This is a genomic window from Mobilicoccus massiliensis, from assembly GCF_000826525.2.
GTDB lineage: Bacteria > Actinomycetota > Actinomycetes > Actinomycetales > Dermatophilaceae > Mobilicoccus > Mobilicoccus massiliensis.
In genome coordinates this window covers 71,665-98,276 of sequence record NZ_LN651323.1, presented here as the reverse complement: position 1 = coordinate 98,276, position 26,612 = coordinate 71,665, and the positions used below count along the sequence as shown (strand labels likewise).

The 26,612-nt window shown below is 69.7% G+C and carries 22 protein-coding genes; 13 read left to right on the top strand and 9 right to left on the bottom strand.

Going from position 1 to position 26,612, the window contains the following annotated elements; genetic code table 11:
* The 7 genes from BN1197_RS00955 to BN1197_RS00925 all read left to right on the top strand — a co-directional run.
* A partial coding sequence (locus BN1197_RS00955) for a DUF6049 family protein (RefSeq protein ID WP_217991125.1) occupies nucleotides 1-1,811 on the top strand: 1,811 nt, incomplete at its 5' end.
* 133 nt (nucleotides 1,812-1,944) lie between these two features.
* Nucleotides 1,945-3,594: a murein biosynthesis integral membrane protein MurJ gene (gene murJ / locus BN1197_RS00950; protein ID WP_040155340.1), complete on the top strand. Its 1,650-nt coding sequence runs from the start codon at nucleotides 1,945-1,947 to the stop codon at nucleotides 3,592-3,594.
* 110 nt (nucleotides 3,595-3,704) lie between these two features.
* Nucleotides 3,705-5,486, top strand: a complete 1,782-nt coding sequence (locus tag BN1197_RS00945; RefSeq protein ID WP_040155339.1) for a protein kinase family protein — start codon at nucleotides 3,705-3,707, stop codon at nucleotides 5,484-5,486.
* Between the two features lie 219 nt (nucleotides 5,487-5,705).
* The gene (locus BN1197_RS00940; RefSeq protein WP_040155338.1) at nucleotides 5,706-6,503 is read left to right on the top strand and encodes a hypothetical protein; all 798 of its coding nucleotides are present in this window, start codon (nucleotides 5,706-5,708) and stop codon (nucleotides 6,501-6,503) included.
* Nucleotides 6,504-6,601: 98 nt separating this feature from the next.
* Entirely contained in the window at nucleotides 6,602-7,570 is a 969-nt protein-coding gene (trxB, locus tag BN1197_RS00935) for a thioredoxin-disulfide reductase (protein WP_040155337.1), read from the top strand.
* Between the two features lie 41 nt (nucleotides 7,571-7,611).
* Nucleotides 7,612-7,938 carry a thioredoxin gene (gene trxA, locus BN1197_RS00930; RefSeq protein ID WP_040155336.1) on the top strand — a complete coding sequence of 109 codons (327 nt, stop codon included), beginning with the start codon at nucleotides 7,612-7,614 and terminating at the stop codon, nucleotides 7,936-7,938.
* 129 nt (nucleotides 7,939-8,067) lie between these two features.
* Complete coding sequence (locus BN1197_RS00925; RefSeq protein WP_052465812.1) at nucleotides 8,068-8,343, top strand: hypothetical protein; 276 nt, start codon at nucleotides 8,068-8,070, stop codon at nucleotides 8,341-8,343.
* A 217-nt stretch (nucleotides 8,344-8,560) separates the two neighbouring features.
* Here the strand turns inward: BN1197_RS00925 and BN1197_RS00920 are convergent, their stop codons facing one another.
* Nucleotides 8,561-9,634, bottom strand: coding sequence for a ParB/RepB/Spo0J family partition protein (locus BN1197_RS00920; RefSeq protein ID WP_040155335.1), 1,074 nt, complete (start codon nucleotides 9,632-9,634; stop codon nucleotides 8,561-8,563).
* Entirely contained in the window at nucleotides 9,631-10,476 is an 846-nt protein-coding gene (locus tag BN1197_RS00915; protein WP_052465818.1) for a ParA family protein, read from the bottom strand. The genes BN1197_RS00920 and BN1197_RS00915 overlap by 4 nt, the downstream gene beginning before the upstream one ends.
* Before the next feature lie 720 nt (nucleotides 10,477-11,196).
* Between BN1197_RS00915 and BN1197_RS00910 the strand changes: the two genes are divergently transcribed.
* Nucleotides 11,197-12,444 carry an IS256 family transposase gene (locus BN1197_RS00910; protein WP_040155334.1) on the top strand — a complete coding sequence of 416 codons (1,248 nt, stop codon included), beginning with the start codon at nucleotides 11,197-11,199 and terminating at the stop codon, nucleotides 12,442-12,444.
* A 130-nt stretch (nucleotides 12,445-12,574) separates the two neighbouring features.
* On the opposite strand, the gene rsmG is transcribed toward BN1197_RS00910, so the two are convergent.
* From rsmG to rpmH, 6 genes are read right to left on the bottom strand one after another with little or no spacing between them, the layout of a single operon-like run.
* Nucleotides 12,575-13,339 carry a 16S rRNA (guanine(527)-N(7))-methyltransferase RsmG gene (rsmG, locus tag BN1197_RS00905; RefSeq protein ID WP_082043499.1) on the bottom strand — a complete coding sequence of 255 codons (765 nt, stop codon included), beginning with the start codon at nucleotides 13,337-13,339 and terminating at the stop codon, nucleotides 12,575-12,577.
* Nucleotides 13,340-13,379: 40 nt separating this feature from the next.
* Nucleotides 13,380-13,982 carry a Jag family protein gene (locus tag BN1197_RS00900; RefSeq protein WP_040155333.1) on the bottom strand — a complete coding sequence of 201 codons (603 nt, stop codon included), beginning with the start codon at nucleotides 13,980-13,982 and terminating at the stop codon, nucleotides 13,380-13,382.
* Between the two features lie 48 nt (nucleotides 13,983-14,030).
* Nucleotides 14,031-15,056 (bottom strand): membrane protein insertase YidC, encoded by a 1,026-nt coding sequence (yidC, locus tag BN1197_RS00895; protein WP_040155332.1) that lies wholly within the window; start codon nucleotides 15,054-15,056, stop codon nucleotides 14,031-14,033.
* A 39-nt stretch (nucleotides 15,057-15,095) separates the two neighbouring features.
* Complete coding sequence (yidD, locus tag BN1197_RS00890; protein WP_095999821.1) at nucleotides 15,096-15,401, bottom strand: membrane protein insertion efficiency factor YidD; 306 nt, start codon at nucleotides 15,399-15,401, stop codon at nucleotides 15,096-15,098.
* A gap of 32 nt (nucleotides 15,402-15,433) precedes the next feature.
* Nucleotides 15,434-15,787, bottom strand: coding sequence for a ribonuclease P protein component (gene rnpA, locus BN1197_RS00885; RefSeq protein WP_040155331.1), 354 nt, complete (start codon nucleotides 15,785-15,787; stop codon nucleotides 15,434-15,436).
* An 8-nt stretch (nucleotides 15,788-15,795) separates the two neighbouring features.
* Nucleotides 15,796-15,933 carry a 50S ribosomal protein L34 gene (gene rpmH, locus BN1197_RS00880; RefSeq protein ID WP_040155330.1) on the bottom strand — a complete coding sequence of 46 codons (138 nt, stop codon included), beginning with the start codon at nucleotides 15,931-15,933 and terminating at the stop codon, nucleotides 15,796-15,798.
* Nucleotides 15,934-16,613: 680 nt separating this feature from the next.
* On the opposite strand from rpmH, the gene dnaA reads away from it, so the two are divergent.
* The 4 genes from dnaA to BN1197_RS00860 all read left to right on the top strand — a co-directional run bounded on the left by dnaA (nucleotide 16,614) and on the right by BN1197_RS00860 (nucleotide 22,029).
* Entirely contained in the window at nucleotides 16,614-18,125 is a 1,512-nt protein-coding gene (gene dnaA / locus BN1197_RS00875; RefSeq protein WP_052465811.1) for a chromosomal replication initiator protein DnaA, read from the top strand.
* A gap of 730 nt (nucleotides 18,126-18,855) precedes the next feature.
* Entirely contained in the window at nucleotides 18,856-19,989 is a 1,134-nt protein-coding gene (gene dnaN, locus BN1197_RS00870; protein ID WP_040155329.1) for a DNA polymerase III subunit beta, read from the top strand.
* A 46-nt stretch (nucleotides 19,990-20,035) separates the two neighbouring features.
* Nucleotides 20,036-21,418 (top strand): DNA replication/repair protein RecF, encoded by a 1,383-nt coding sequence (gene recF / locus BN1197_RS00865; RefSeq protein ID WP_082043504.1) that lies wholly within the window; start codon nucleotides 20,036-20,038, stop codon nucleotides 21,416-21,418.
* Nucleotides 21,415-22,029, top strand: coding sequence for a DciA family protein (locus BN1197_RS00860; RefSeq protein WP_082043498.1), 615 nt, complete (start codon nucleotides 21,415-21,417; stop codon nucleotides 22,027-22,029). The genes recF and BN1197_RS00860 overlap by 4 nt, the downstream gene beginning before the upstream one ends.
* A 104-nt stretch (nucleotides 22,030-22,133) precedes the next feature.
* Here the strand turns inward: BN1197_RS00860 and BN1197_RS00855 are convergent, their stop codons facing one another.
* Nucleotides 22,134-23,924, bottom strand: a complete 1,791-nt coding sequence (locus tag BN1197_RS00855; RefSeq protein WP_040155327.1) for a substrate-binding domain-containing protein — start codon at nucleotides 23,922-23,924, stop codon at nucleotides 22,134-22,136.
* A 368-nt stretch (nucleotides 23,925-24,292) separates the two neighbouring features.
* On the opposite strand from BN1197_RS00855, the gene gyrB reads away from it, so the two are divergent.
* A complete protein-coding gene (gene gyrB, locus BN1197_RS00850; protein ID WP_082043497.1) occupies nucleotides 24,293-26,533 on the top strand; it encodes a DNA topoisomerase (ATP-hydrolyzing) subunit B in 2,241 nt (746 codons plus the stop codon).
* Nucleotides 26,534-26,612 lie beyond the last annotated feature (79 nt).

Below are 26,612 nucleotides of genomic sequence, written 5' to 3'. Positions count from 1 at the left end.
GCGTGGGCGAACGGTTGCGCAACCGATCGGAGGTGGCCGCCCACGCACAACGGCCGCAGACGCTGCCCACGGTGGCGCGCGTGGACATCCCCGCCCTCGGCCCGAACGCCGAGACGGTGGTGCCTGTCACCCTCGCCGCGGGGGCGGTGGATCTCCCTCGCCCGTACGGGGTGCTGCCACTCACCGTCACCGTCTCGGGGCTGACGGGGGCAACACCGGTGGCGTCGTTCCTGCCGTATCACGTCATCAAGGAGTACGAGCCGCTGCAGCTCGCGGTCGCATTGCCGATCACGGCCGATCCCGACCCGGTTCTGCTCACCGGAACCCCCGCCGAACGCACGAAGGCGTTGGCCCGCATGTTCGAGGCCGGCTCGCGTATCGACCGCACCCTCCGGGTCGCCGACGCCACCGGCGCCACGCTCGTCGTCGATCCCGGCCTGCTCCCCCCGCCGCCACCGAGCACCGGACAATCCGCGCCGTCTGGACCTGCCGGCGCGAGCCCCACCCCGACGGCGAGCGCCCCGACCGCGACCGGCACGACCGCCGGCGACCCGCGCGCGGAGTTCGCCCGGCGGCTCGCCGCCCTCGACCAGGACGTGTGGTTCGTCCCACCCGGCGACCCCGACGTCTTCGCGCTCGCCAGCGCATCGCAGACCGCATCGCTGCCGACGTTGCCGCCCGCCCCACGCACCCTGCCCGGCACCGATCGGCGCACCCCGACCGTCTCCTGGCCCGCCGGCTCCGCCTCGTCCCAGGTCCGCCGCGCGGTGGTGGCCGCGTCCGACCCCGCCCCGAGCGCGATCCTCATGCAGGAGACCCGCACCGATCCCGATCCCGACCGCACCGGTGGTGCCTCCCGCCGTGACGACCAGGGGCATCGGATCCTCGTCGTCGACGACCGGATGTCGGGCCTGCTCGGGTCGACCACCGGTGCCCGCACCCAGCAACTCCTCGCCGACAGCGTGACGCTGCTGGCCGAGTCGCCCGGCCTCAGCCGCTCGGTGCTGCTCCTGCCCGGTCGCGGCGTCGACCCGGCCGGTCTCGATGCGTCCCTGCAGGCGCTGCGCTCGGCGCCCTGGATCGCTCCCGTCAGCGGCGAGACCGTACTCGCGACCCCACCGGGCCCGACCCCGATCGTCGAGGCGACCACGCCGCCGCAAGGACCCGCCTCACCCCTGACCGCGTCGAACGACGACCAGGTGCTCGAACTCGCCCGCCTCGCCGACGGCCTGCGACCCTCGCTCGGTGCCGGCGACGTCGTCCCCGAGCACATCGGCGAGATCCTCACCTCCACCCGCTGGCGCGGACACGGTCCCGCCTGGCGCGCGGCCTACGACCGCCTCGATCGCCGGATCCACGACCTCTCCCAGGGCGTCCACGTCGTCCCGAGCATGATCAACTTCTTCGCCGAGCACGGCGCGCTGCAGGTCACCGTCGTCAACGACCTCGATGTCGAGGTGCGTGACGTGCGACTGCTCACACAGGTCCAGGGCCGGCCCTCCCGCCTCGTCATCCACAGTGCTCCGCCGACCCTGACGATCCGCCCGCACAGCCGCGCCACGGTCCGGCTCGACGTCGAGGCCCTCGCCGCGGGCACCGTGCCGATCACGGCCTCACTGCGCACGGCCTCGGGGACCCCCCTCGGGGAGGACGCGACCGTACGGGTGCGGGTACAACCGACGAACGGCTGGATCCTCCTCGCCGCCGGCGGAATCGTGGGTCTCGTGTTCGTCTTCGGCCTCTTCCGTGCCCTGCGCGCAGGCGAACGCCGCGTGGCCGCCGCCGACCTGCGAGGCCTCGACCTTCGCTGACCCGGGTGCCGGGCCGCGCACCCTCGAGTTGTGCCACCCGACCGCAACCATGAGCGCCACTCCATCGGCGAAACCCTTGACTACGATGGCGACCGCGGACTCGCCCATTCCCCCCAGCAGAGACGGACACTCGATGACCACCACGAGCAGCCTGGCGCGCAACAGCGCGATCATGGCGGCGGGGAGCCTCGTCTCCCGGATCCTCGGCGTCGTACGCCAGGCCCTCATCGTCATGATCTTCGGTCGATCGCTTGCCGGAGACGCGTGGAGCGTCGCGAACACCCTGCCCAACACGGTGTTCCTGCTGCTTGCCGGGGGCGCCATCAACGCCGTGCTCGTGCCGCAGATCAGCAAGGCCATGCATCACGAGGACGGGGGCTCCGATTTCATCGACCGGCTGCTCACGCTCGCGTTCACGGGTCTGGCGGTCATCACGGCCGTGTGCATCCCGCTGGTTCCGGTGCTGGTGAACGTGTTCTCCGACTCGGGGTTCCCGCGGTCGGCTCACGATCTCTCGGTGGCGTTCGCGTTCATCGCGATGCCCGCGGTGTTCTTCTACGGCCTCTACGCGATCCTCGGGCAGGTGCTCAACGCGCGCGAGGAGTTCGGCTGGTTCTCGTGGGCACCGGTGCTGTGCAACATCGTGTGGATCATCGGCCTCGGCTCGTTCCTCGGCGTGTACGGCTCTCGCCTCGGACAGCCAGAGCAGTACACGTCTCCGATGATCGCGCTGCTCGCCGGATCCCTCACCGTAGGCGTCGCGCTACAGGCACTCGTTCTGCTCGTTCCACTGTGGCGCAGCGGCTTTCGCTACCGTCCCAACTTCGGCTTTCGCGGCGTCGGGCTGGGCAGCGCGAGCAAGGTGGCGGGATGGACCTTCGCGGCGCTCGTCGTCTCGCAGCTCGCGCTCGTCGTGCAGTCCCGTGTCCTCACGTCGGCCGATCCGGGTGACAGCGGCAAGCTCGCGTACGACAGCGCCTTCATGCTGTTCATGACGCCGCACGGTCTCATCACCGTTTCGGTCGTCACGGCGTTGTTCACCTCGATGTCCCGCGCCGCCGCGGCCGACGACACCCCGGCCGTGCGTCAGGACGTCACCCACGGGCTCGGTGTCGTCGGTGCCACGGTCATCCCGGTCACCATCGGCGGGCTGGTGCTCGGTACCGCCCTCACCACCGCGATCTTCGTCGGGGCCTCGATCCAGACCGCCAACGCCTTCGGCTACATCACGATGGCCATGCTGCTCGGCCTCCCTGCGTTCGGCGCCTTCTACGTCGTGCAGCGCGCCTTCTACGCCTACGAGGACGCCCGCACGCCGTTCTGGCTGCAGGTGGTCAACTCCGGCGCCTTCGTGGTCGTCGGTCTCGCGTGCTACCTCGTGAGCTCGGAGTACCGCGCCGTCGCCGTCGCCGGCGGGCAGGCGCTGAGCAACGTCCTTGCCGCGGTCATCGGCATCGCCTGGCTCGGCCGCCGACTCGGGGGCATCGACCTGCACGTGACCATCCGTACGTGGATCCGCACCCTCGTCGCCTGCCTGCCCGCCGCCCTCGTGTGCGCGGCCGTCGCCCTGCCCATCCGTCAGTTCCTCCACCCCTACCTGCCGGGCCCGACACAGGGCTGGTGGCTCTCGTCGGTGCTCGCACTGATCGTCGGCGGGGGCGTCTTCCTCGCGATGTACCTCGCGGCCGCACGTCGCATGCACATCGACGAGGTCGACGAATTCGCAGGTCCGATCCTCCGGCGCCTGCGCGGCGTGTCGGCACGACGCACCTCGGACGCTTAAACTCGAGGAGAGACACGAATCGGCCGGGCCGACAGACCGACCCGTTCTCCCCTCGCGTGCGCAGGGGGTGGCCGACTTCGTCAGAGCTGGCTGGGAAGAGGGGAGTTCGCGTGCAGGGGGTCGGAACCGGTCGTCTCATCGCGAGCCGGTATGCCCTGCGCCAACGCCGGGCCACGCTGGGAAACATCGAGGTCTGGGCCGCCACCGACAGCACGCTCGGGCGTGAGGTGTCGGTCACGGTCCTGCCCGTCTCCGACTCGCACGCCGAACCGCTGCTCGAGGCCGCGCGCCGCACCGCCGCCGTCAACGACCACCGGCTCGTGCGAGTGCTCGACGTGGGGTCTCGGGGCGAGATCGCCTGGGTGGTCGAGGAGTCGCTGTCGGAGTCGACGAGCGTCGCCGACCTGCTCGTCGAGGGTCCGCTGCCTCCCGAGGAGGCCCGGCGAATCGCGGGAGAAGTCGCGAGTGCCCTCGACGTCGCCGCACGCGCCGGGCTGCATCACCTCCATGTGACTCCCCACGCCGTGCGCCGCACCAAGGCCGGACTCATCAAGATCGCCGGTCTCGCGACCGCCGCCGCGGTCGAGGGCACATCGGTGCCCGACGACGGCGAGGCCCAACGCATCGACGCGCTCGGCACCGTGGCGCTGCTCTACGCCGCGATGACGACACGCTGGCCGCTGCGTACCCCGGTGCCGGGGCTCGAGGCCGCGCCCCGAGTGGGAGGCTCCGTCGTCCCGCCCTCGGAGATCGCCGTCGCGGTGCCCCCGGATCTGGACGACCTCTGTCGCGACGCCTTCGCCCGCTCGGCCGCGCCGCGCACCCCCGAAGAGCTGGCCCAACGCCTCGGTCCCTGGTCCCACACCCTCGTGCGGCACGTCGCACCCAAGGCGACGGCCACGTCGGCCCCGACCGAACTCATCCCGCGGGTCCGCCCCGGCCAGGCCGGCGCCGCAGCAGCTGCCGGTACAACCGGGGCCCGCGCCGCGGCCGGCGCAAGCGGTGCAGCTGCCCAGAACCGGCAGGCACCCGCTGCCCGGCCACCACGACCCCCGCGTCCCAAGCCCAGCCACCGAGAGCAGCGAGCTCACGAACGCGCCGCTCAGGCGGCCGAGGCCCGGCGCGAGATCGCGGCGCGCCGACGCGACCCGGGGTTCTTCGACGTTCCCGAGGCGCTCGACTCCTCGACCGGCCCGTTGGAGCCTCCCGCGCCGCTGGTGGCCGCACCCCTCGAACGGGAGGGCCGATACGCCAAGATCGTTCTCGGCATCGTCGCGGCGATCATCCTCATCGCCACCCTCGTGGCCGCCCGCTCGCTGTTCGGCGCGGTCGAGGACATGACGAACGCGGTCACCCCCACTCCCACGCGAACTCCGGCGCCCACCGGATCGACGCCGGGCAACACCTCGTCGCCGTCGAGCACGTCGTCCGCCTCGGAGTCCACCTCCGCCGCGTCGGCCATCGCCTTCGAGGGTGCCCGTGCGCTCGATCCCGAGGGCGACGGGCGAGAGAACAACGGCGGAGTCCCCAAGGCGTACGACGGGGACACCGGCTCCTACTGGCAGTCTGAGGGGTACAAGCAGCCCGACTTCCAGGGCCAGAAGGCCGGCGTCGGCATCGCCTTCGAGCTGCCGCAGGAGGCCGAGCCCGCCAAAGTCTCGGTCGTGCTCGGCGAGCGGCCCCAGGACGCCAAGGTGTTCGTCTCCGACACCCGCTCGGTCGAGAACGCCACCGAGACCGGCTCCTTCAGCGACGCGAGCGGCGCCCAGGAGTTCGACGTCCCCGAGGACGCACGCCCGAACGCCCGCTACGTCATCGTCTGGGTCACCAAGGCCATGGAGGACACCGACGGCAAGTACCGCGCGGTGATCTCCGAGGTCACGGCCCTCTGACCCAGCGCTGATCGCGGCCGCCTTCGGCGCCGGACGAGCACGCGCGCCTTCACTCACGGCCGGCCCCTGGGTTTCACTCGAACCTTCGACAACGGCGCCCGCTGCGGATGTCGGCCGTCGCGCCCGCTGCGGCCCCGGGAACTCCTGGTGTCGCCCAGGCGTCGATCACATGAGCTCGCGCACAGCTCTCCCCGTGACCCGCCGACGAACAGGACGCCCGTGGCCGACGACCGCCGTGACGACGACCCCACCGGTATCCGGCGTCTGCTCTCCACGATGGCCGACTCGCAGCCGGTGCCCGACGATCTGGCCGCCCGCATCGCGCACCGACTCGAGGCCGAGGAGCGCGAGCAGGATCACGGAGCTCGCTGCCACTTCGATCCCGCGGTCTCCTCTCCCGGGCGACGCCGCGCGACGATCGCCGTCTCCGCCGGTGCCCTGTCGCTCGCAGCCGTCGTCGTGTCGGCCGCGTTCGTGTTCCACATCGACGACGATGTCGTGGGTACTCAGGCCGCGCAGGCATTCGCACGCCTCCAGACCGCCGGACGGGTTCCCTCGCACGGCGTCGTCGACGCGGACGACCCGGCCCAGGAGGCCACAGTGCCCCCGGCCGAGCACGACGCGGACGACGACGGGCAGCGTGGAACCGCGGTCACCGTGCTCGCCAGCGGAATCGAGTACCGCCGCGGGCGGCTCACCGAGCAGGTCCTCGAGCTCCTCACCCGTCGCGACGCGTCGGTGGCGTCCCCTCAGGGTCACGCGTCCGGCGAACCGGTGGCACCCGCTCCGGAGACTCGCAGATGCCTGGAGTCGATGTCCCTTGAGGGTCACGACACGCTCGTGGACACGGCCACCTTCGACGGCACGCCCGCGCTGGTCCTCGTCTCCGGCCGCGGGGTGGGCCGCGACGACCACCCGTCAGGAGGTACGCCGGGGCGCACCGTCACCGTCGTCCCCACCACGTGCGGCACCGACGACGTGACGACGCCCCTCGCCGGCCCCTACCGCGTCCAGTGACCGCGCGGAACAAGTGGCGCCGCGGCGTGGTTGACTTCTGAAGCACGGCCGCGGCCCCCGTGCCTGCCCGACCGGGTCGCCCGCACGAAGGAACCCACGTGACCTCAGAGACCACGGACCTGCTCGACGTCCTCATCGTCGGCTCCGGCCCCGCCGGCTACACGGCGGCGATCTACGCGGCCCGCGCCGGTCTTGCACCGGTGGTCCTCACGGGCTCGATCACCGCGGGCGGAGCGCTCATCAACACCACCGAGGTCGAGAACTTCCCCGGCTTTCCCGAGGGCGTCATGGGCCCCGACCTCATGGATCACATGCGTGCCCAGGCCGAGCGCTTCGGAGCGAAGCTCATCGCCGACGACGTCGTCGAGATGACCCTCGACGGCGAGGTCAAGACGTTCGTCGACGGCTCGGGCCGCACCTACCGCAGCCGCACCGCGATCCTCGCCATGGGCTCGGCCTACCGCGAGCTCGGCCTCCCCGACGAGAAGCGGCTCTCCGGCCACGGCGTCTCCTGGTGCGCCACGTGCGACGGCTTCTTCTTCCGCGACCAGGACATCGTCGTGGTCGGGGGCGGCGACTCCGCGATGGAGGAGGCCACCTTCCTCAGCCGATTCGCCCGGTCCGTCACCGTCGTCCACCGGCGCGACGAGCTGCGAGCCTCCAAGATCATGGCCGAGCGCGCCATGGACGACCCGAAGATCTCGTTCGCGTGGAACTCGGCCGTCACGGCCATCCACGGCACCGACAAGGTCACCGGGGTCACGCTCACCGACACGGTGACGGGCGAGGAGCGTGAGCTCGCCGTCACCGGCCTCTTCGTCGCCATCGGTCATGACCCCCGCAGCGAACTCGTCCGCGACCAGGTTCGCGTCGACATGGAGGGCTACGTCCTCGTCGACGGTCGCACCTCCCGCACCAACCTTCCTGGTGTCTTCGCGTGCGGAGACCTGGTCGACCACACGTACCGCCAGGCCATCACCGCGGCCGGTAGCGGGTGCGCGGCGGCCCTCGACGCAGAACGTCACCTCGCCGACCTCGACGCCCGTACCCTCTCGCCGACTCCCTGATCCATCGATCCCGCTGACCCATCCACGAAAGGACCTGCGCCATGGCAGCCATCTCCACCACCACGGACGCCTCGTTCGACTCCGACGTCCTCAAGAGCGACCAGCCCGTCCTCGTCGACTTCTGGGCCCCCTGGTGTGGCCCCTGCAAGGCCATCGCCCCGATCCTCGAGGAGATCGCGGCCGAGCACGGCGACAAGCTGAAGATCGTCAAGCTCAACACTGACGAGAACCCGGCCATCACCGCCCGCTACGGCATCACCGGCATCCCGGCGCTCAACGTCTACTCCGGCGGGGAGCTCGTCAAGAGCATCGTCGGTGCCCAGCCCAAGCCCAAGCTGCTGCGTGAGCTCGAGCCGTTCATCGGCTGACCTTCTCTGTCACGAACGGCCTCATCCCGGATCGGGGTGGGGCCGTTCGTCGTCATCCCTCACTTTTCGGCGTCCCGCCGACTCGGAAAGACTGGTGCCCTACGGGCGCGGAAGAGACAGGAGTGGATCGTGTTCGGAATCACCGCCCTGCACCGGCGCATCGATTCGTTGGAGCGCCGCTTGCGTCGGCAGGAGGCCGTCATGACAGAACTGGCGCGCAGACTCGACGTGGATGTCGCGACTTCTGACCCACTGGCTCCGGCTGCGGAGGAGCGCAGACTCGTCGCCGAGGGAGAAAGCGTCCGCGCCGTCAAGCACCACCGGGAGCGCACCGGTTCAGGCTTTATCGAAGCGACGGAGGCCATCAAGGGCATCGAACCGGACACGGGTCGAGGATCTCGCTGACAACCGAGCTTGTCTTTTGTGCCGTTCGGTGAGCTCTTCCGCGGGTCCGCGAGCCGAATGGGTCGGCGGTCATGGCCTCCCCGGCCCGGCAGACCTCGATCCTTCGTACCGTCCCGAATGACTGATGCGGCCGAAGAAGAGCTACTGCCTTCCGGCGCGGGATGCAATACGCGTCTGTCGAGCCTTCACTGCTGCTTGCCGTCGTTTCACGTGAAACTCACGCGTGTGGAGCGGCTTCCGATGCTCCGAGCACGTCGAGAATCCGATGGAGATCATCCACCGATGCGAACTCGACCGTGAGCTTGCCGCGCTTGCGCCCCATGTTGATGGCGACACGGGTGTCGAGTCGATCGGCCAGCGACGACGCGACGTCGTCGAGCTCGGGGTGGTGTGCGACAGCCCGCGGCGCGCGACGACGCGTGGGGGATCCGGCCTCGCCCAGGGCGATGATCTCCTCGACGCTCCGCACGGAGAGCCCCTCGGCGACGATGCGCTGAGCGAGACGCTCCATCGCTGCGGGATCCTGCAGTCCGAGCAGGGCTCGCGCGTGGCCGGCCGACAACACGCCGGCAGCGACACGACGCGCCACCAGCGGTGGGAGACGCAGCAGGCGAAGGGTGTTGGTGATCTGCGGACGGGAGCGTGCGAGCCGAGACGCCAGGTCCTCGTGCGTGCAGCCGAAGTCTTCGAGAAGCTGCTGGTAGGCGGCTGCTTCTTCGAGCGGGTTGAGCTGGGCACGGTGGAGGTTCTCCAGCAGCGCGTCGCGCAACATGTCGTCGTCACTCGTCGAGCGGATGATCGCCGGTACGGCATCGAGGCCCGCAGCGCGGCTCGCCCGCCAACGACGCTCTCCCATGACCAGTTCGTAGCGCGCTTCACCCGCGCCGTCGCCCTCCAGCGGACGCACGACGATGGGCTGCAGGACGCCGATCTGGCGGATGCTGTCGACGAGCTCCCCGAGGTCGTCCTCGTCGAACACCTCGCGCGGCTGGCGTGCGTTGGGAACGATGCGATCGAGAGGAACGTGGGCGAAGCTCGCGCCGGGCACACTCTCGAGTCCCTCGGGTACGCCCCCGCCGGCGGCGGCGGCAGGAGTCGAGGTGGTGTTCGCCGGATCGGGAACAGGGAACGCGCGTGCGGCTCCTGTTTCACGTGAAACGGCTTCCGTCGACCGAGAAACGGTGTGTGCTCCGTCGGTGAAGAACATGTCGCGCGGCCGGGTCACCCCCGACGGCGAGTCGGGAATGAGCGCTCCGAGTCCGCGTCCGAGGCCCCGTCTACGTTCTGTCACTGTGCGTTCCTCTCGTTCACGGCCGGTGCGGGCCGCGTCGCGAGCTCGGCCGCAGCCCGGCAGTAGGCCAGGGCTCCGGTGCTCGCTGGGTCATAGGAGATCACGGTCTGACCGTGACTCGGTGCCTCCGACACGCGCACCGAACGGGGCACGGTCGCTCTGAGCACCTGGTCGGGAAAGTGGTTGCGCACCTCGTCGACCACCTGCGAGGAGAGTCGAGTTCGCGCGTCGTACATCGTCAGCAGGATCGTCGAGAGGCGCAGATCGGGGTTGAGGTGGCGCTGGATCATCTCGATGTTGCGCAGCAGCATCGACAATCCCTCGAGGGCGTAGTACTCGCACTGGATCGGGATGAGCACCTCATGTCCGGCGACGAACGCGTTGATCGTCAACAGACCCAGGCTCGGCGGGCAGTCGATGAGGATGTAGTCGGGCGCCTCCGCCACCGTCTCCAGGTACGCCCGCACGGCCCGCTGGAGGCGCATTTCTCGCGCGACGAACGACACGAGCTCGATCTCGGCTCCGGCCAGGTCGATCGTGGCGGGCACGCAGGTTAGGCCGGGAACGTCAGGGCAGTCGTGAACGACCTCCGCCAGGGGCGCGTCCTCGACGAGCACGTCGTACACGCTGGGAACGCCGGCTCGATGGTCGATTCCCAGAGCGGTGCTCGCGTTGCCCTGCGGGTCGGTATCGATGACGAGAACGCGGGAGCCACCGGCCGCCAGTGCGGCGGCCAGGTTGACGGCCGTCGTCGTCTTGCCCACGCCGCCCTTCTGATTGGCGATGGTGAAGATCCGCGTGCGTTCGGGCCGAGGAAACGGTGCTCCAGGAGGCGGGGGGATCGACGGCCGCTCTCTCGGCGCCTCATTTGTGACGGGTCCGGCCGCCTCCTCGGCGGCGCGGGCCCCGGTCACGGCATCGGGGGTGGCGGCGTCCGCGGACCCGGTGTGTAGCTGCCCGCCGGGGGTGCCAGCGACGTCCGGGGGCGTCTCATCTTCGCCCCTCTCTGGGGAGGCCTGTTCGGGAATCACCGTGTCGTGCACGAAGGCCGCGGAGCGACCGTCACCGGGGTCACCGACGCCGGTTGCCTCGTCCACTTCTGATGTCTCGCGTCCGGAGTCCGGCTGCTGCGTCCCCGCCGCTTCGTTCCCGCGCTCCTCAGGCACTCGTGTTTCACGTGAAACCTGAACTTCGTCAGTGCCCCCGACAGCACGGCCGGTTTCACGTGAAACGTCGTCCATCGACGGCCAACCCAGCGGCGTAGACGCGATCGACGCATCGTCGCCCGGCCATCCGAGATGGTTCATTCCGTGGAGCACCCGTGATCCTCTCGACGTGGCGGGGAACTGCCGTCTCACGGTAGTCGCTCGAGCGTCCGACCCACACATGACCCTCCACAGCGCTGACGTGATCCAGGCCATCGAGTGCGGTTAGTTGAGTCCCTGATAGTGGTGTAGCGCGGTCGTCGAGATCGTCACCGGCGTGGACGTCGGACGCAGGCGCGGCCACCGCGTGATCCTTCGAGTTCACCTCTCACAGATCTCTCGAATGGAGTCATCACGATGACCGCTCCCCACATTGTCGACCCTGCACGTCTGCTGGGCGAAGCACTCGCCGAAGCCTCACCCGATCTGATGCGCTCGCTGTTGCAGACGATGATCAACGCCCTGCTCTCGGCTGATGCTGATGCGGTGGTCGGTGCCGAGTACGGCCGCCCCAGCCCGGGCCGGACCGCGCAGCGCAACGGGTACCGTCACCGCCCCCTGGACACCCGGGTCGGGACCATCGACATCGCAGTCCCCAAGCTGCGCAAGGGCACCTACTTCCCCGAGTGGCTGCTTGAGCGCCGCAAGCGCGCCGAAACCGCCCTGATCACGGTCGTGGCGGACTGCTACCTCGCCGGCGTGTCCACGCGGCGGATGGACAAGCTGGTCAAGACCCTCGGGATCGACTCACTGTCCAAGTCGCAGGTCTCGAGGATGGCGGCCGAGCTCGACGAGCACGTCGAGGAGTTCCGCCACCGGCCGGTGGACGCAGCTGGGCCGTTCACGTTCGTCGCCGCGGACGCGTTGACCATGAAGCTCCGCGAAGGCGGGCGGGTCGTCAACGCCGTCGTGCTGCTGGCCACCGGCGTGAACGGCGACGGGCACCGCGAGGTCCTCGGTATGCGCGTGGCCACTGCTGAGACCGGCTCGGTGTGGAACGAGTTCTTCGCCGACCTGGTTGCCCGCGGTCTGACCGGTGTCCGGCTGGTCACCAGCGACGCGCACCAGGGTCTGGTCGAGGCGATCGCGGCGAACCTTCCCGGAGCGTCCTGGCAGCGGTGCCGCACCCACTACGCCGCGAACCTCATGTCGGTGACACCCAAGAGCATGTGGCCCGCGGTCAAGGCGATGCTGCACAGCGTGTACGACCAGCCCGACCGTCCCGCGGTCCACGCCCAGTTCGACCGACTCCTGGACTACGTCGAGGGAAAGCTGCCCGAGGTCCACGACCACCTCGACGGCGCCCGCGCCGACATCCTGGCCTTCACCGGCTTCCCCAAGGACGTGTGGACCCAGATCTGGTCCAACAATCCCGCCGAACGCCTCAACCGCGAGATCCGGCGCCGCACCGACGCCGTGGGCATCTTCCCCACCCGCGACGCCATCGTCCGGCTCGTCGGAGCCGTCCTGGCCGAGCAGACCGACGAATGGGCCGAAGGCCGCCGCTACCTCGGACTCGAGGTCCTCGCCCGCTGCCGGGTCAACATCGTCCCCAACACCGAACCCGAGATCGGAGCTGATGACCTGCCCGCCCTGACCGCCTGACCCATCAAGAAGGAGAACGCAGCGCTACACCACTACCAGGGACTTGACCGTGCGGTTCTCTCACGCTCGGCGGCGCCGACTCCGCGCCCCGCACGGATTCGCCCACGACGTCGGGCAGGGCGTGTCGTCGTCAGCGTCGTCGCGAGTGCGTCGAGCGGCGAGTCGTTCGTCGTTCCGCCGCGCGTATTGCCCGGACCACCGTGGTCGCGGGATCCACGATCCCCTCGCCGACGGTGACGACCTCGAGGTCGGTCCACCCCGCGCGAGTCGCGATGCGGCGGTCGCGGTCGACCTCGTCCGGTGCCGAACTGCCCTTGAGGGCGAGCATGAGTGCGCCTTCCCGAGCCAGCGGCGCCATCCATCTCGCGAGGTTGGCGAGCTTGGAGACGGCGCGGGCCGTGACCACATCGCCGGTGACGTCCACCTCCTCGGCGCGACCACGGTGGATCTGCACACCGGTGAGGCCCAACTCCGAGACCGCGACCTCGAGCCATTCGGTGCGGCGAGCCATCGGCTCGACGAGGTGCATCGTCACGTCCGGGCGCGCGATCGCGATCGCGAGCCCCGGCAGGCCCGCGCCGGAGCCGACGTCGACCACCTCGGCACCTTCGGGAACGAGATCGCCGACGACGGCGCAATTGAGGATATGGCGCTCCCACAGTCGTTCGACCTCGCGCGGCCCGATGAGGCCGTGGGAAACGCCCGTGTCAGCGAGGAGTTCGGCGTAGCGAACGGCGAGTGGCAATCGATCCGCGAACACACGCTCGGCGGCGGGTGCCGGCGGGGGTAGAGGCGTCTCGTCCTGGGGCGGGCCGCAAACGGCCGGCGCCGCATCCTGCGATGCGGCGCCGGTGGCCTTGTCGTGAGCGTCGGGGTTGCCGTGAGCGTCGCTCATGCGGGCATCATCCCTGGTCGCGCCACGGACATCATGACCCTCAGGCCGGGTGGACGACGACGTACCGGCGCGGCTCGACACCCTCGGACTCCGAGTGCAGCCCGGCGCGCAGCACCTCGTCGTGAGCGACCTTGCGCTCGAAGGCCGACATGGGCTCGAGGGGCTGCGGCTCGCCGGTCTTCTTGCACTCCTCCGCAGCCACCTTGGCGATCTCCACGACGGCGCGGCGACGCTCGGCGCGGTGCCCCGCGACATCCAGCATGAGCCGGGTGTGATCGCCGGTCTCGGTCTGCACGGCGAGGCGCGTGAGCTCCTGCAGAGCCTCCAGCACGCGTCCGTCGGGGCCGACGAGCCGGCGGGGCACGCGACCCTCATCGGAGTCGACGATGGCGACGACCGCGCGGTCGCCGTCGATGTCGACGTCGATGTCGCCGTCGAGATCGGCGATGTCGAGGAGGCGCTCGAGGAAGTCGGCCGCCACCTCGCCTTCACGCTCGAGCTGGGCGATGCGCGTGGTCGAACGCGAACGAGTCGCCTCCGTGGGGGCCTGGGCGGGTGCCTCGTCGGGCGCCGCGGGGGCCGGCTCGGAGGACGGTTCGCCGGTGTTCGGCGTGCCGGTGGGGTCGACGTCGGCGTCGGTCATGTCGGGCTCCTGTCTGGAACGGGTGGGCTTCCTCGGGTCGAGAGGGGCCTACCTGCGCTTCTTGCGTCGCTTGGGTTGCTGGCGCTGACCTGATTCGCGCACGGGAGAGGACAGCGTTCCCTCCACCGTGGTGCCGCTTGCCGCAGCTGCCTCCGCGGAAGTGGCTCCGCCCTCGCTCTCCGAGTGGTCGCGGTGCAGGCCGGGAACGGTGAACGCGCGGTGCTCCTTGCCCCGCTTGGCGCGACGTTCCTGGAGTGCCTTCTCGGCCGGCGAGCCGGGCGCCGGCATGCGGCTGATGACGTAGAACTGCTGGCCCATCGTCCACACGTTCGTGACGAGCCAGTAGATCAGCACACCGATGGGGAAGTTGACGCCAGAGACGGCGAAGATGATGGGGAACAGGTAGAGCATCATCTTCTGTTGCTGCGCGAACGGGTTGTTCAGTGCCGAGTCCGGCATGTTCTTGCGCATGAGCTGGTGCTGCGTGATGAACGTCGAGACCGACATCAGCACGATGAGGATGACGGTGAGGACCTTGGTGTTGAGATCCGGCGAGCTCATGAAGGTCGCCGACAACGGGGCACCGAAGAGCGTCGACTGTTCCGCCTGGGAGGCGAGGGTCGGCCCGAGCGGGCCGGCCGAGTGCCGTTCACCGGAGGCCACCTTGCTCAGGCCGTTGAGCACGTAGAACAGGCCGAAGAAGATCGGCATCTGCAAGAGGATCGGCATGCACGAGCTGAACGGGTTGGTGCCCGTGCGCTTGTACAGGTCCATTGTCTCGGCCGTCATGGCCTGTTGGGACTCGGGATCCTTCTTGCCCTTGTACTTCTTCTGGATCTTCTGCAGCTCCGGCTGGATGAGCTGCATTCGTCGCGAGGACTGGATCTGCTTGACGAACAGCGGGATGAGCAGGATACGGACGACGACGACGAGGCCGGCGATGGCGAGCGCCCAGTTCCATCCGGAGGCTTCGGGCAGCCCCAAGGCCGTGTTCAGGCTGTGGAAAGCCACGAGCACCCATTCGACCGCCCATTCGATCGGCCACAACAGGGTGCCCCAGAAACCTCGTTCCATGTCTTCCTTCCTCAGGCGCGGTGGCGCCGCGGATGAGCGTCAGTCGCTCAGATCTTCGGTGGCCGTCTCGGGCCGCGGTCGGTCGTGTCCGGTGAGGGGACCACGGTCATTTTGCCGTACCGGACGTCCGTCCTCTCCCCGCTCGGGAACGTAGTCCACGCCCCCAGGGTTCCACGGGTGGCATCTCGCGAGTCGACACGCACCGAGCCAGACGCCGCGGATCGGTCCGAAGCGCTCGATGGCGGTGAACGTGTACGCCGAGCAGCTCGGATGAAATCGGCAGCTCTGCGGCAGCAGGGGCGAGAGGCAGATCTGGTAGACGCGCACCGCTGCGAGGAAGGGCATCCGGATCCAGCGTCGAATCCGGTCCGAGTTCGTCACGCGCGCACCCCTGCTCTGTCGCAGGCCGCCTGCACGAGCCGACGGGTCTCGGTCTCGAGCTCGGTGTAACCGGCGTCCGCAGCAGGAGGATTGGCTCGCACGACGACATCGTGGGCGGGTGGGAGCAGAGGCAGCAGCCCGGCCACGATCGCCCGCAATCGCCGCTTGACGCGATTGCGCGTGACGGCGTTGCCCACGGCCTTGGACACGACGAAGCCCACCCTGCTCTGCGGCACGGTGGGCTGCGAGGCGCGCACGTGGACGACGAGAAGCCGGCTGCCACTGCGAGGGCCGCGCGCCGCACGGGCGAAGTCCTCGCGGCGGCGCAGACGGTGCCCGGCCGGCAGCATCTGCGTCGTCAGGCCGTGAGCTTCTTGCGACCCTTGAGGCGGCGGGCCGCGATGATGGAACGCCCAGCGCGGGTCGACATGCGAAGGCGGAAGCCGTGCTTGCGGGCGCGGCGGCGGTTGTTCGGCTGGAAGGTGCGCTTGCTCACGATGCTCTCCGTTACTGCGCGAGGGCTCGCGCGATGGGATCCACGGATCGACGTCGTCACTGGGTTGGCAGGACGGCGACGCCGCGGGGTCACGGCACCTTCACGCGCGCGGGCCCGCGCGAGAGGACGCAGCGGGCACCAGGCACGGCGAGAGGCCGTGGATGATTCGGGCCAGTCATCTACGGTACGCAGCGGGAGGCGCCGTGGTCAAACTGATCCCTACACCACCCGGTCGCCCCGCTCGCGGTACGCCACGCCGGTCGCGCTCGACGACGTTCCTGGTGCGGTCTGCGCGCCCGGGCCGAAGGGGTGGTTCACCGCCGCGTCACCCGGCGTCCCGATCACGATCGGGGCGCCGATGCGGCCCGGAACAGGCCCAACGTCCCTCACCGACAACGGCTTTCAGCGCGTGGTTTGGAGCAGGGGTCAAGCGGTTGTACGGTTTCGTCAACTTCTGGTCGGGTCTACGTCTACATCTTCCGACCGGATCTCGGGGGCTGCGGTCATCGAGCAGAATGGCTCTCGAGCTCGGCACAGCGACATAGGCAGAACCCCTTTGCATCGAGGCGCGCGTGTGGCGCACGATGCGGCGAAACTATTTCCACATCCTGTGCATATGCCTGTGGACAATCCTTCTACCACCCGCTGTACCCACCGGCGGCTTGCGTAGGCTGTGCCCCATGTCCGGATCTGGCGAGCCTCCCACCACTCCTGCCGTCGACGACCCGGCGCGCATCTGGGGAGCCACGCTTCGGGCCCTCGACCAGGCCGGTATCCCCGCACCGCAACGCGCGTTCCTGCGGCAGGCCATGCTCGTCGGCGTCCTCGACACGACGGCCCTTATCGCCGTACCCGACGACTTCACCAAGGAGATCGTCGAATCCCGCGCCCGTGACTACCTCGTCAAGGCCCTGACCGAGCAGGTCGGTCGCGAGGTCCGGCTCGCCGTCACCGTCGATGCCTCGCTGCGCGAACAGATCGCCGCGGCCGAGCAGCCCGTGCTCGAGGGATATGCCGATCCGGACTCCGACGTCGCGGCAGCGGAGCCTCCTGCGGCCTCCCCGACGGCGGCCGCGCCCGCCTCCCCACCCGTCGAGGACTCACCGGCACCCGTCGGAGAGCGTCGTCCGCGGCCGGCGCCGACCGGCCGCCGGGAGGAGTCGTCGCAGCTCAACCCCAAGTACACGTTCGACACGTTCGTCATCGGGGCCAGCAACAGGTTCGCCCACGCCGCCGCGGTCGCGGTGGCCGAAGCGCCGGCCAAGGCCTACAACCCGCTGTTCGTCTACGGCGACTCCGGCCTCGGCAAGACCCACCTGCTGCACGCCATCGGCCATTACGCGCGCAACCTGTATCCGCACGTCAAGGTGAAGTACGTCAACTCCGAGGAGTTCACGAACGACTTCATCAACAGCATCCGCGACGACAAGGCGGCCGGATTCCAGCGTCGTTACCGCGACATGGACGTGCTGCTCATCGACGACATCCAGTTCCTCCAGGGCAAGATGCAGACCCAGGAGGAGTTCTTCCACACGTTCAACACGCTGCACAACTCCAACAAGCAGGTCGTCATCACCTCGGACGTGCCGCCCAAGCAGTTGTCGGGCTTCGAAGAGCGCATGCGCAGCCGGTTCGAATGGGGCCTGCTCACCGACGTCCAGCCGCCCGACCTCGAGACGCGCATCGCGATCCTGCGCAAGAAGGCCGTCCAGGAGCATCTCGCACTTCCCGACGAGGTCATGGAGTTCATCGCGAGCCGCATCTCGACGAACATCCGCGAGCTCGAGGGCGCTCTCATCCGTGTCACGGCCTTCGCCAACCTCAACCGGCAGCCGGTCGAGATGAGCCTGGCCGAGATCGTGCTCAAGGACCTCATTCCCGACAAGGAGAGCAGTCAGATCACGGCCAGCATGATCATGGGGCAGACGGCCGCGTACTTCGGGCTGTCGATCGACGATCTGTGCGGCTCCTCGCGCTCACGTGGTCTCGTCACCGCACGACAGATCGCGATGTACCTGTGCCGGGAGCTGACGGAGCTGTCGCTGCCCAAGATCGGCCAGCAGTTCGGCGGCCGCGATCACACGACCGTCATGCACGCCGACCGCAAGATCCGCCAGCTCATGGCCGAGCGCCGGTCGGTCTACAACCAGGTCACCGAGCTCACGACGCGCATCCGCTCACAGGCCTCCTGACTCAGCGAGTCGAGCCTGGGGCGGTGAACTGCGCCCTTCATCGGATTCACGCGCGTCCCAACGACGTTCAAGACAGCTGTCCACATGGATGTCCACAGCTGTGGAGAATGGACGCTCGACCCGGGCGGTGGACCTGCATCACGTCTCTGACGTGCAACGATGCTTCCACAGATGGGGAAAAGCCTGTGGATTACCGCTGTCCACAACCCCCTGTGGGTGGAAAACTCCCGTCCTGGAGAACCACAACGGTGTCATCTGTGGAAGATCCGTGGACAGCCGACCGAGCCTGTGCACGACACTTCTCGATCCACATCCGCAACGCGTCGTCCACCGTGCTCGTCCACGGTCGCTCCACATCGAGACACCGCCTTCGACCAGCACGAATGCGCGTCATCCACAGCGTCCACACCACCTATGACAACGATGAGTACTCCCATCTGGATCCGATCTCCCCACGCACGGTGTGGATGCACAGGCCCGGAACCCTCGTCGTTCTCCGATCGGCAGAACGACAACGGATCTGAGGAGTTCACCGAAGATGTCTCTGCACGGATTGTCCGTGCGTGTCGTCCCCACGCGGATTGGTCCTGTCGGAGGCGGCGACTAGAGTCGTCCGCAGACCGTCCGCCGTGATCGCCCTCGCCCCGTTGTCGGGTGGCGCTTCGGCCGGACCTCTTGACCACCAGGGTGTCCGTGCTGTGTGACGCCTGCGACGAAGGGGCGGTGCCCGGTGAAGTTCCGAGTCGAACGCGACGTGCTGGCCGAGGCCGTGACGTGGACCGCCCGTGGACTTCCCGCCCGTCCGCCGGTGCCGGTCCTCGCCGGTGTGCTCATCGACGCCGACGAGACGGGCACGCTGACCCTCTCGGCCTTCGACTACGAGGTCTCGGCCCGCATCACGGTCGCTGCCGACGTCACCGAGGGCGGCCGGGTCCTCGTTCTCGGCCGGCTGCTGGCCGATATCTCGCGCAACCTGCCCAACCGTCCGATCGACGTGACGACCGAGGGCAACAAGGTCCAACTCACGTGCGGTTCCAGCCGGTTCAGCCTGTTGCAGATGCCGGGCGAGGAGTACCCGACGCTGCCCACGTCCCCCGAACCCAGCGGCACCATCCCGGGTGACGTGTTCACCCAGGCCGTTACCCAGGTCAGCATCGCGGCCGACCGCAGCGACACGCTGCCCATCCTCACCGGCGTGCGCATGGAGGTCTCCGGCGACCGCATCTCGCTGCTCGCCACCGACCGGTACCGGCTCGCCATGCGCGACCTCACGTGGAACCCGGCCTCGACCGACATCGAGACCGTCGTCCTCGTGCCGGCGCGCACGTTGTCCGACACGGCCAAGGCGCTGGGCGCGGCCGCCTCCGTGGAGGTGGCCCTCGGTGGCGCCGCCGGGGGTGACGGGCTCATCGGCTTCGAGGCCGGCCAGCGGCGCACCACCACGAGGCTCCTCGACGGCGAGTACCCGAAGGTCTCCTCCATTCCGCCGAGCTCGGTCGACTCCGAGGCCGTCGTCGAGACCGCGGCGCTCGTCGAGGCCGTCAGGCGCGTCTCGCTCGTCGCCGAGCGCAACACCCCGGTGCGGTTGCGGTTCATGGACGGTCAGGTCGCGATCGATGCCGGCACCGGCGACGACGCCCAGGCGAGCGAGGCCGTGGAGTGCAGCCTCACCGGTCCCGAGATCGAGATCGCGTTCAACCCGCACTACCTGCTCGACGGCCTGCACGTCCTCGGGACGAGCTACGCCCGCCTCGCGTTCACCCAGAGCAGCAGGCCCGCGGTCATCTCGGGCCAGGCGGAGCTCGACGGCGAGGCCGACCTGTCCTACCGCTACGTGCTCATGCCCGTCCGGCTCCCGGGCTGATCCTCGTGAACGTGCGCCGCCCGCGAGGTCGGCGCGGGTGGCGATCGTGTACCTGCGTCATCTGACCCTCGCCGACTTTCGCAGTTATCCCACCGCCGAGCTCGCCCTCGAGCCCGGCGTGAGCACTCTCGTCGGTTTCAACGGGGTCGGAAAGACCAACCTCGTCGAGGCCGTCGGCTACCTGGCCTCGCTGTCCTCCCACCGGGTCTCCCAGGACGCGCCGCTCGTGCGCTTCGGGGCCGAGCGAGCGGTGGTGCGCGGGGCCGTCGTCCGCGATGGTCGTGAGAGCCTCGTCGAGCTCGAGATCGTGCCCGGCCGGGCCAACCGGGCGCGACTCAACCGCACGGCGCTGCGTCCGCGCGAAGTGCTCGGCACGCTGCGCACGGTGCTCTTCGCCCCCGAGGACCTGGCGCTGATCAAGGGTGACCCCTCCGATCGCCGGCGTTTTCTCGACGACCTGCTCGTCTCGCGACAGCCGAGATGGGCGGGGGTGCGCAGCGACTACGACAAGATCCTCAAGCAGCGCAACGCCCTGCTGCGGGAGGCCTCGCCTCGGCGTGGCCCGGGGCGCCGGCGTGCCGCGGCGCCGCCGACGCCGGAGACCCTCGAGGTCTGGGACGACCACCTCGCGCTCGTGGGTGGCCAGCTTCTCTACGCGCGGCTGCGTCTCCTGCGCGACCTGCGTCCCCTGCTGACGGAGGCATACCGCCAGGTCAGCGCCAGTGTCTCCGAGGCTCGGGCGACGTATCGCTCCTCGCTGGACGAGGTCTCGGCCGCGGCCGTCGAAGGTGGTGAGGTGTTCTCGCCGGAGGAGCTGCGCGACCTGCTCGTCGCCACGATGCGCGAGCGTCGCGGTGCCGAGCTCGACCGCGGCGTGAGCCTCGTCGGTCCGCACCGGGACGAGCTCGTGCTCTCCCTCGGCGAGCTGCCGGCCAAGGGCTACGCCTCGCACGGTGAGTCCTGGTCGTTCGCGCTCGGCCTCAAGCTCGCGGCCTACCACCTGCTTCGCCACGACCTGGACGACGATCCCGTCCTCATCCTCGACGACGTCTTCGCCGAACTCGATGCCGGCCGCCGCGAGCGCCTCGCCCGGCTCGTCTCCGACGGCGAGCAGGTCGTCGTCACGGCGGCGGTCGCGGGCGACATCCCCGAGGGGCTGACCGGGGCGCGCTACGGCGTCCGACCAGGTCAGGTCGTCGTCGGCGATACCTCCGCGGGCATCGAGACGTTCGACGAGCCCGACGGGGACGACGAAGACGACGAGGAGGTCGAGGACGTCGAGCACACCGCATCCGAAGAAGGCGATGAGACGCACGCGCCGGAGGGCGATGTCGGCCCGAGCGACGAGCCCCGCCCGGACGACGACGAGCCGGCCGGCGAGGGCAGCGAGGACGAGGTCGGCGCGATCGACGAGGATCGTCGCTCATGAACGCGGGGACACGGCCGGACGACGGTGAGGCTCCGCGCGATGCTGATGTGGACGCCACTGCCGAGGCGGCCGGCACCGGCTCGGAGGATCCGGCCGTCGCGACCCCCGACGACGACACGCTGGGGCAGGCCGCCGCGAGCGCACTGGCCCGGGCTCGTGAGGCGGCTCGCGCGAAGGGGCTGCGGCCAGGGGTGCGTCCCGCTCCCCGGCGGCGGCGACGCACGGAGGCGGTGTTCAGCGGAACGGCCGACGACGCCCGTGACCCGCAGCCTCTCGGTGACCAGCTCGATCGTCTCCTGCTCGATCGGGGCTGGAAGGTCGACGTCGCGGCGGGGTCGGTCATGGGGCGGTGGCCGGTCATCGTCGGCCTCGACATCGCCCGGCATTGCACGCCGGTGACGTTCGAGGACGGGGTTCTCGTCGTGCGCGCCGACTCCACCGCCTGGGCCACCCAACTGCGCCTCATGGTCCCGGCCATCCTCGAACGCTGTGCCGCGGAGGCGGGTCCGGGGGTCGTCGTCGAGCTGCGCATCACCGGACCCTCGGCCCCGTCGTGGAGTCGCGGCCCGCGCCGTGCCCGAGGCCAGGGCCCCCGCGACACCTACGGCTGAGCGACCCGACGCCGAGACGGCCGCCGTCTCACGACAGCCCCGAGAACTCTCCGGCCCGTCGTGAGAAGGGCCGGGAACGGTGGCCGTCTCGGCGTGAGTGGGGTTCAGGGCAGGGGGTCGGTGTCCTTGGCCGTGGGGGTGAAGTTCATCAGCGCCGAGACGACGATCTGGCCGATGTCCTCGGGTTTCTCGGCGAAGAAGTAGCCGCCGCCGGTGGCGTCGGCGATCTTCTTCAGGGCGGCCTTGTCGGCGTCGGGGCCGATGGCGATGGCGCCGACGGAGACCTCGCGGCCGGGCACGTTCTGCAGCTTCAACGAGGTGAGCAGCGAGGTGAGGTCGAGTCCACCGCGTACGTCGTTGCGGCCGCCGGTCATGACGATGACGGCCTGGATGCGCTTGGGGTCGTAGCCCTCGTGGAGGCGCTGGACGCCGGCGAGGACCGTGTCGTAGAGCGAGGTGTCACCGCCGACCCGCCCGGGCAGGCTCTGCGCTGCCGCGAGCACACGGTCTCGGTGGGCGGCATTCGTGCCTTTCACGAGCCGCGTCACCGGTGCGAGCTCGCGCCACCTCCTCGAGCCGTGCCCCGTGGAGAACTCCCACAGGCCGAGGTCGGTGTTGGGCGGCAATGCCATCGCCCCGCCTGCGGCGGCCTTGGCGGCGAGCTCGATGCGGTTGCCGTTGCCGGTGTCGCCGTGGCGCATGGACCCGGAGGTGTCGATGATCGCGAGCAGGCGCATGCCGGAGGCGATCGACTGCCACTGGGTGATCGTCGTGCGGATGGTGGCGGCGTCGGGCACGGGCATCGTGGTGGTCGTGAGGCGCGCGTCGCCGCCCGGGGTGCGTACCTGCGGCCCCTCGGCGTCACCGGGCACCCGGAACCCGGTGGCCCGAACCTCGCCCTGCGTCTCGGGTGTTCGCAGCGTGTCGGCCAGAGATCGCACCGCCTCGGCGATCTGTGGGTTGGTCGTGGGCAGGGGCACGGCGCGGTAGTCGAGCGGCACGGACCCCGTCTTGGGCGCCACCGCGACGAGGGTCGAGGCGGGGTGATCGGCGGTGTGGCGCACGAACTGCTGCTCGGAGACGAGGTAGGTGCCGGTCGCGTTCTGCCGCCGGCCCGGCAGGGCAGTGGGTTCGGCGGTCTTCTGCTCGCCGGCCTGGGCGAGCGCGAGTCCCATCGGTCCGGCGGTCGAGGCGGCGGTCGGGGCCGAGGTGCTGTTGGGAACGGCGGGCGTGGGGTCGGCCGACATCAGAGCCATGAGCCCGGTCGAGCTCGTCATCGGGTCTGCGAGGTGCACCTGGTCGGGACGGGCGAACACCTGGGACCACTCGAGGGTGCCTGCCTTGGCGGCCGAACGTGGCACGGCGGCGACGATCGGCGAGGTGGCGAACGCCGCGCCGCCGGTGAGCTGCAGGTCGGGAAACCGGCTCTGCGCGCGCATGAGCTGCACGGAGGAGTCGGAGATCCACAGGTGGGGGCGCGTGGCGCGGTCCCCGAACGTCGCGAGGGTGGCGTCCGGAGACTGGGTGGCGACGTGGAACGTGGCGCACGTCGAGGTCAGGCGGCTCGCGGCCTTCTCGACGACCGGACGTATCTCCGGGGTGGCGGCGACGGCGACGGGGACGGGATGGGCGCAATCCCCGCCCGGGCCCTTGACGGCGGCCTGCCCGTCCGCGTCCTGCGCCGTTCGACCCTCGGGCGTGGACGCCTCGTCCTTCGCGCCGGGGCGGAGGAACGCGAGCACGAGTCCGAGGATCGTCAGGGCGCAGACGCCGAGCACGATGAGGGCCCAGTGGCGGTCGGGGCGGCGGCCGGCCATGAGCTCCCGCCGGGTCGCGGGCTGCGCCGGTGACGGCTGTGACGGTGAGTTCTCGTCGGGCGGTGTCGGATCGGTCATGAGTCGTCCCCTCGTCTCGCCGAGTCGGGCCCTCCCCGACCCTGATCACCCGTTCGGAACGATAGTCCAACTGCCACGTCTGTCCAGGTCAAGGCCGGTTCCCGAGCCCGAGACGGGCCCCGTCGACACGTGTCTGCACGTCCGCGCCCACCCCGGTGTCCCGTTCGGCTCCCTGCGGCGCTCGCAGACGCGCGTGTGGGTGGGTGTACGTACCCGGACTCCGGGCCGAGGGTGTTCGTGCCTCTCACCGGCGGTTCGGCGCCCTGGTGACGGTCCCTGACACACGGGGACGGTAGACTGAATCGTCAATCTCACCAGTTCGTGCCGCAAGGACCCGCTGCTGTTCGTGACCATCCGGTTCGCCACCGATGGACAGCCGTGGTGCGGCCCGGCCACCGGCGACGAGGAGAAGCGTGTCGACACCCCCCTTCGACGAGGATCCCGACGTGCCCAACGGCTCGCAGGAGGCCTCGGACCCGTCGAGTTCGGGTGACGGCCAGGCCGCGGGCCCGATCTACGACGCCACCGCGATCACCGTCCTCGAGGGCCTGGAGGCCGTGCGCAAGCGGCCCGGCATGTACATCGGCTCGACCGGTGAGCGCGGTCTGCACCACCTCGTGTGGGAGATCGTCGACAACTCCGTCGACGAGGCGCTGGCCGGATACGCCGACCGTGTCGACGTCACCCTGCTCGCCGACGGCGGCGTGCGGGTGCGCGACAACGGCCGCGGCATCCCCACCGACATCCACGCCACCGAGGGCGTCTCGGCGGTCGAGCTCGTGCTCACGCAGTTGCACGCCGGCGGCAAGTTCGGCGGCGGCGGTTACAAGGTCTCCGGTGGTCTGCACGGCGTCGGTTCCTCCGTGGTCAACGCCCTGTCGCAGCGCATGGAGGTCGAGGTGCGCCAGAAGGGCCACGTCTTCCGCATGGCGTTCGACAACGGTGTGCCGCTCGCTCCGCTGGAGATGATGGAGGAGACGAGCGAGACCGGAACGACGATCACGTTCTGGCCGAACGGCGACATCTTCGACACCCTCGACTTCGACTTCGACACGCTGCGCTCGCGGTTCCAGCAGATGGCATTCCTCAACAAGGGCCTGACCATCAGCCTCACCGACGAGCGCGAGCAGGCGGTCGCCACGGCCGAGGACGAGCTCGAGGAGTCCGAGGACGCCGACGTCGCCAAGGCCGTCGCCTCCGGTGAGGACGAGAGCGGTGACCCGCAGCCCAAGTCCGAGGAGGAGGCCGCGGCCGACGACGCCCGTTCCGGCGAGGTCGCGACCGACGAGACCGGCCGGGCCACGGGACGTCGCGTGGTCTACCGCTACGACGGCGGGCTCGTCGACTACGTCACCCACCTCAACGCGAGCAAGCGCAGCGAGAAGGTGCACGAGGAGGTCATCGACTTCGAACTCGAGGACCCCCGGCGGGCGCTCTCGCTCGAGATCGCGATGCAGTGGACCACGGCGTACTCCGAATCGGTGCACACCTACGCCAACACGATCAACACCCACGAGGGCGGCACCCACGAGGAGGGCTTCCGCGCGGCGCTGACCCGGTTGATCAACGAGTTCGCGCGCAAGCAGAACCTGCTCAAGGAGAAGGACGAGAACCTCACCGGCGACGACATCCGCGAGGGTCTCACCGCGGTGATCTCGGTCAAGCTCGGCGAGCCGCAGTTCGAGGGGCAGACCAAGACCAAGCTCGGCAACTCCGAGGTCAAGGGGTTCGTGCAGGGTGCGGTCACCGAGGAGCTCGGCGACTGGCTCGACGCGCACCCGAACGAGGGCCGGGACATCGTGCGCAAGGCGGTCAACGCCGCCGCCGCACGCATGGCCGCCCGCAAGGCCCGCGAGGCCACGCGCCGCAAGGGGCTCATGGAGTCCGGTGGCCTGCCGGGCAAGCTGCGCGACTGCCAGAGCAAGGATCCGAGCGTCTCCGAGATCTACATCGTCGAGGGCGACTCGGCGGGCGGCTCGGCGAAGGACGGTCGCAACCCGTTCAACCAGGCGATCCTGCCCATCCGCGGCAAGATCCTCAACGTCGAGAAGGCCCGCATCGACAAGGTGCTCGCCAACCTCGAGGTGCAGGCGCTGATCAGCGGCTTCGGCACCGGCGTCGGTGAGGACTTCGACCTCACCAAGGCGAGGTACCACAAGATCATCCTCATGGCCGACGCCGACGTCGACGGCATGCACATCCGCACCCTGTTGCTCACGCTGCTGTTCCGGTTCATGCGGCCGCTCATCGAGGCGGGCTACGTCTACCTCGCGCAGCCGCCGCTGTACCGCATCAAGTGGAGCAACCACGAGCACGAGTTCGTGTTCTCCGACCGTGAGCGCGACGAGCGGGTCGCCGCCGGCCTGGCCAAGGGATGGCGTCTGCCCAAGGAGAGCGGCATCCAGCGCTACAAGGGTCTGGGCGAGATGAACGCCAACGAGCTGTGGGAGACGACGATGGATCCCGACCACCGCGTGTTGCTGCAGGTCACCCTCGACGACGCCGCGGCGGCCGACGAGATCTTCTCGGTCCTCATGGGCGAGGACGTCGAGTCGCGCCGCTCGTTCATCCAGCGCAACGCCCGCGACGTGAGGTTCCTGGACGCATGACGCCCTGCCGACGAAGGCGAGCGCCGCGGCGCCTCCTGCGGCGGGGCAACGCCATCCGCCCCCCTCGCTGCGTGATCGC

What these genes read in the sequence shown, in the direction of transcription:
- murJ (WP_040155340.1), top strand. Translation starts at nt 1,945, where the DNA reads ATGACCACCACGAGCAGCCTGGCGCGCAACAGCGCGATCATGGCGGCG.
- trxA (WP_040155336.1), top strand. Translation starts at nt 7,612, where the DNA reads ATGGCAGCCATCTCCACCACCACGGACGCCTCGTTCGACTCCGACGTC.
- BN1197_RS00910 (WP_040155334.1), top strand. Translation starts at nt 11,197, where the DNA reads ATGACCGCTCCCCACATTGTCGACCCTGCACGTCTGCTGGGCGAAGCA.
- rsmG (WP_082043499.1), bottom strand. Translation starts at nt 13,339, where the DNA reads ATGAGCGACGCTCACGGCAACCCCGACGCTCACGACAAGGCCACCGGC.
- BN1197_RS00900 (WP_040155333.1), bottom strand. Translation starts at nt 13,982, where the DNA reads ATGACCGACGCCGACGTCGACCCCACCGGCACGCCGAACACCGGCGAA.
- yidC (WP_040155332.1), bottom strand. Translation starts at nt 15,056, where the DNA reads ATGGAACGAGGTTTCTGGGGCACCCTGTTGTGGCCGATCGAATGGGCG.
- yidD (WP_095999821.1), bottom strand. Translation starts at nt 15,401, where the DNA reads ATGCCCTTCCTCGCAGCGGTGCGCGTCTACCAGATCTGCCTCTCGCCC.
- rnpA (WP_040155331.1), bottom strand. Translation starts at nt 15,787, where the DNA reads ATGCTGCCGGCCGGGCACCGTCTGCGCCGCCGCGAGGACTTCGCCCGT.
- dnaA (WP_052465811.1), top strand. Translation starts at nt 16,614, where the DNA reads ATGTCCGGATCTGGCGAGCCTCCCACCACTCCTGCCGTCGACGACCCG.
- BN1197_RS00860 (WP_082043498.1), top strand. Translation starts at nt 21,415, where the DNA reads ATGAACGCGGGGACACGGCCGGACGACGGTGAGGCTCCGCGCGATGCT.
- BN1197_RS00855 (WP_040155327.1), bottom strand. Translation starts at nt 23,924, where the DNA reads ATGACCGATCCGACACCGCCCGACGAGAACTCACCGTCACAGCCGTCA.
- gyrB (WP_082043497.1), top strand. Translation starts at nt 24,293, where the DNA reads ATGGACAGCCGTGGTGCGGCCCGGCCACCGGCGACGAGGAGAAGCGTG.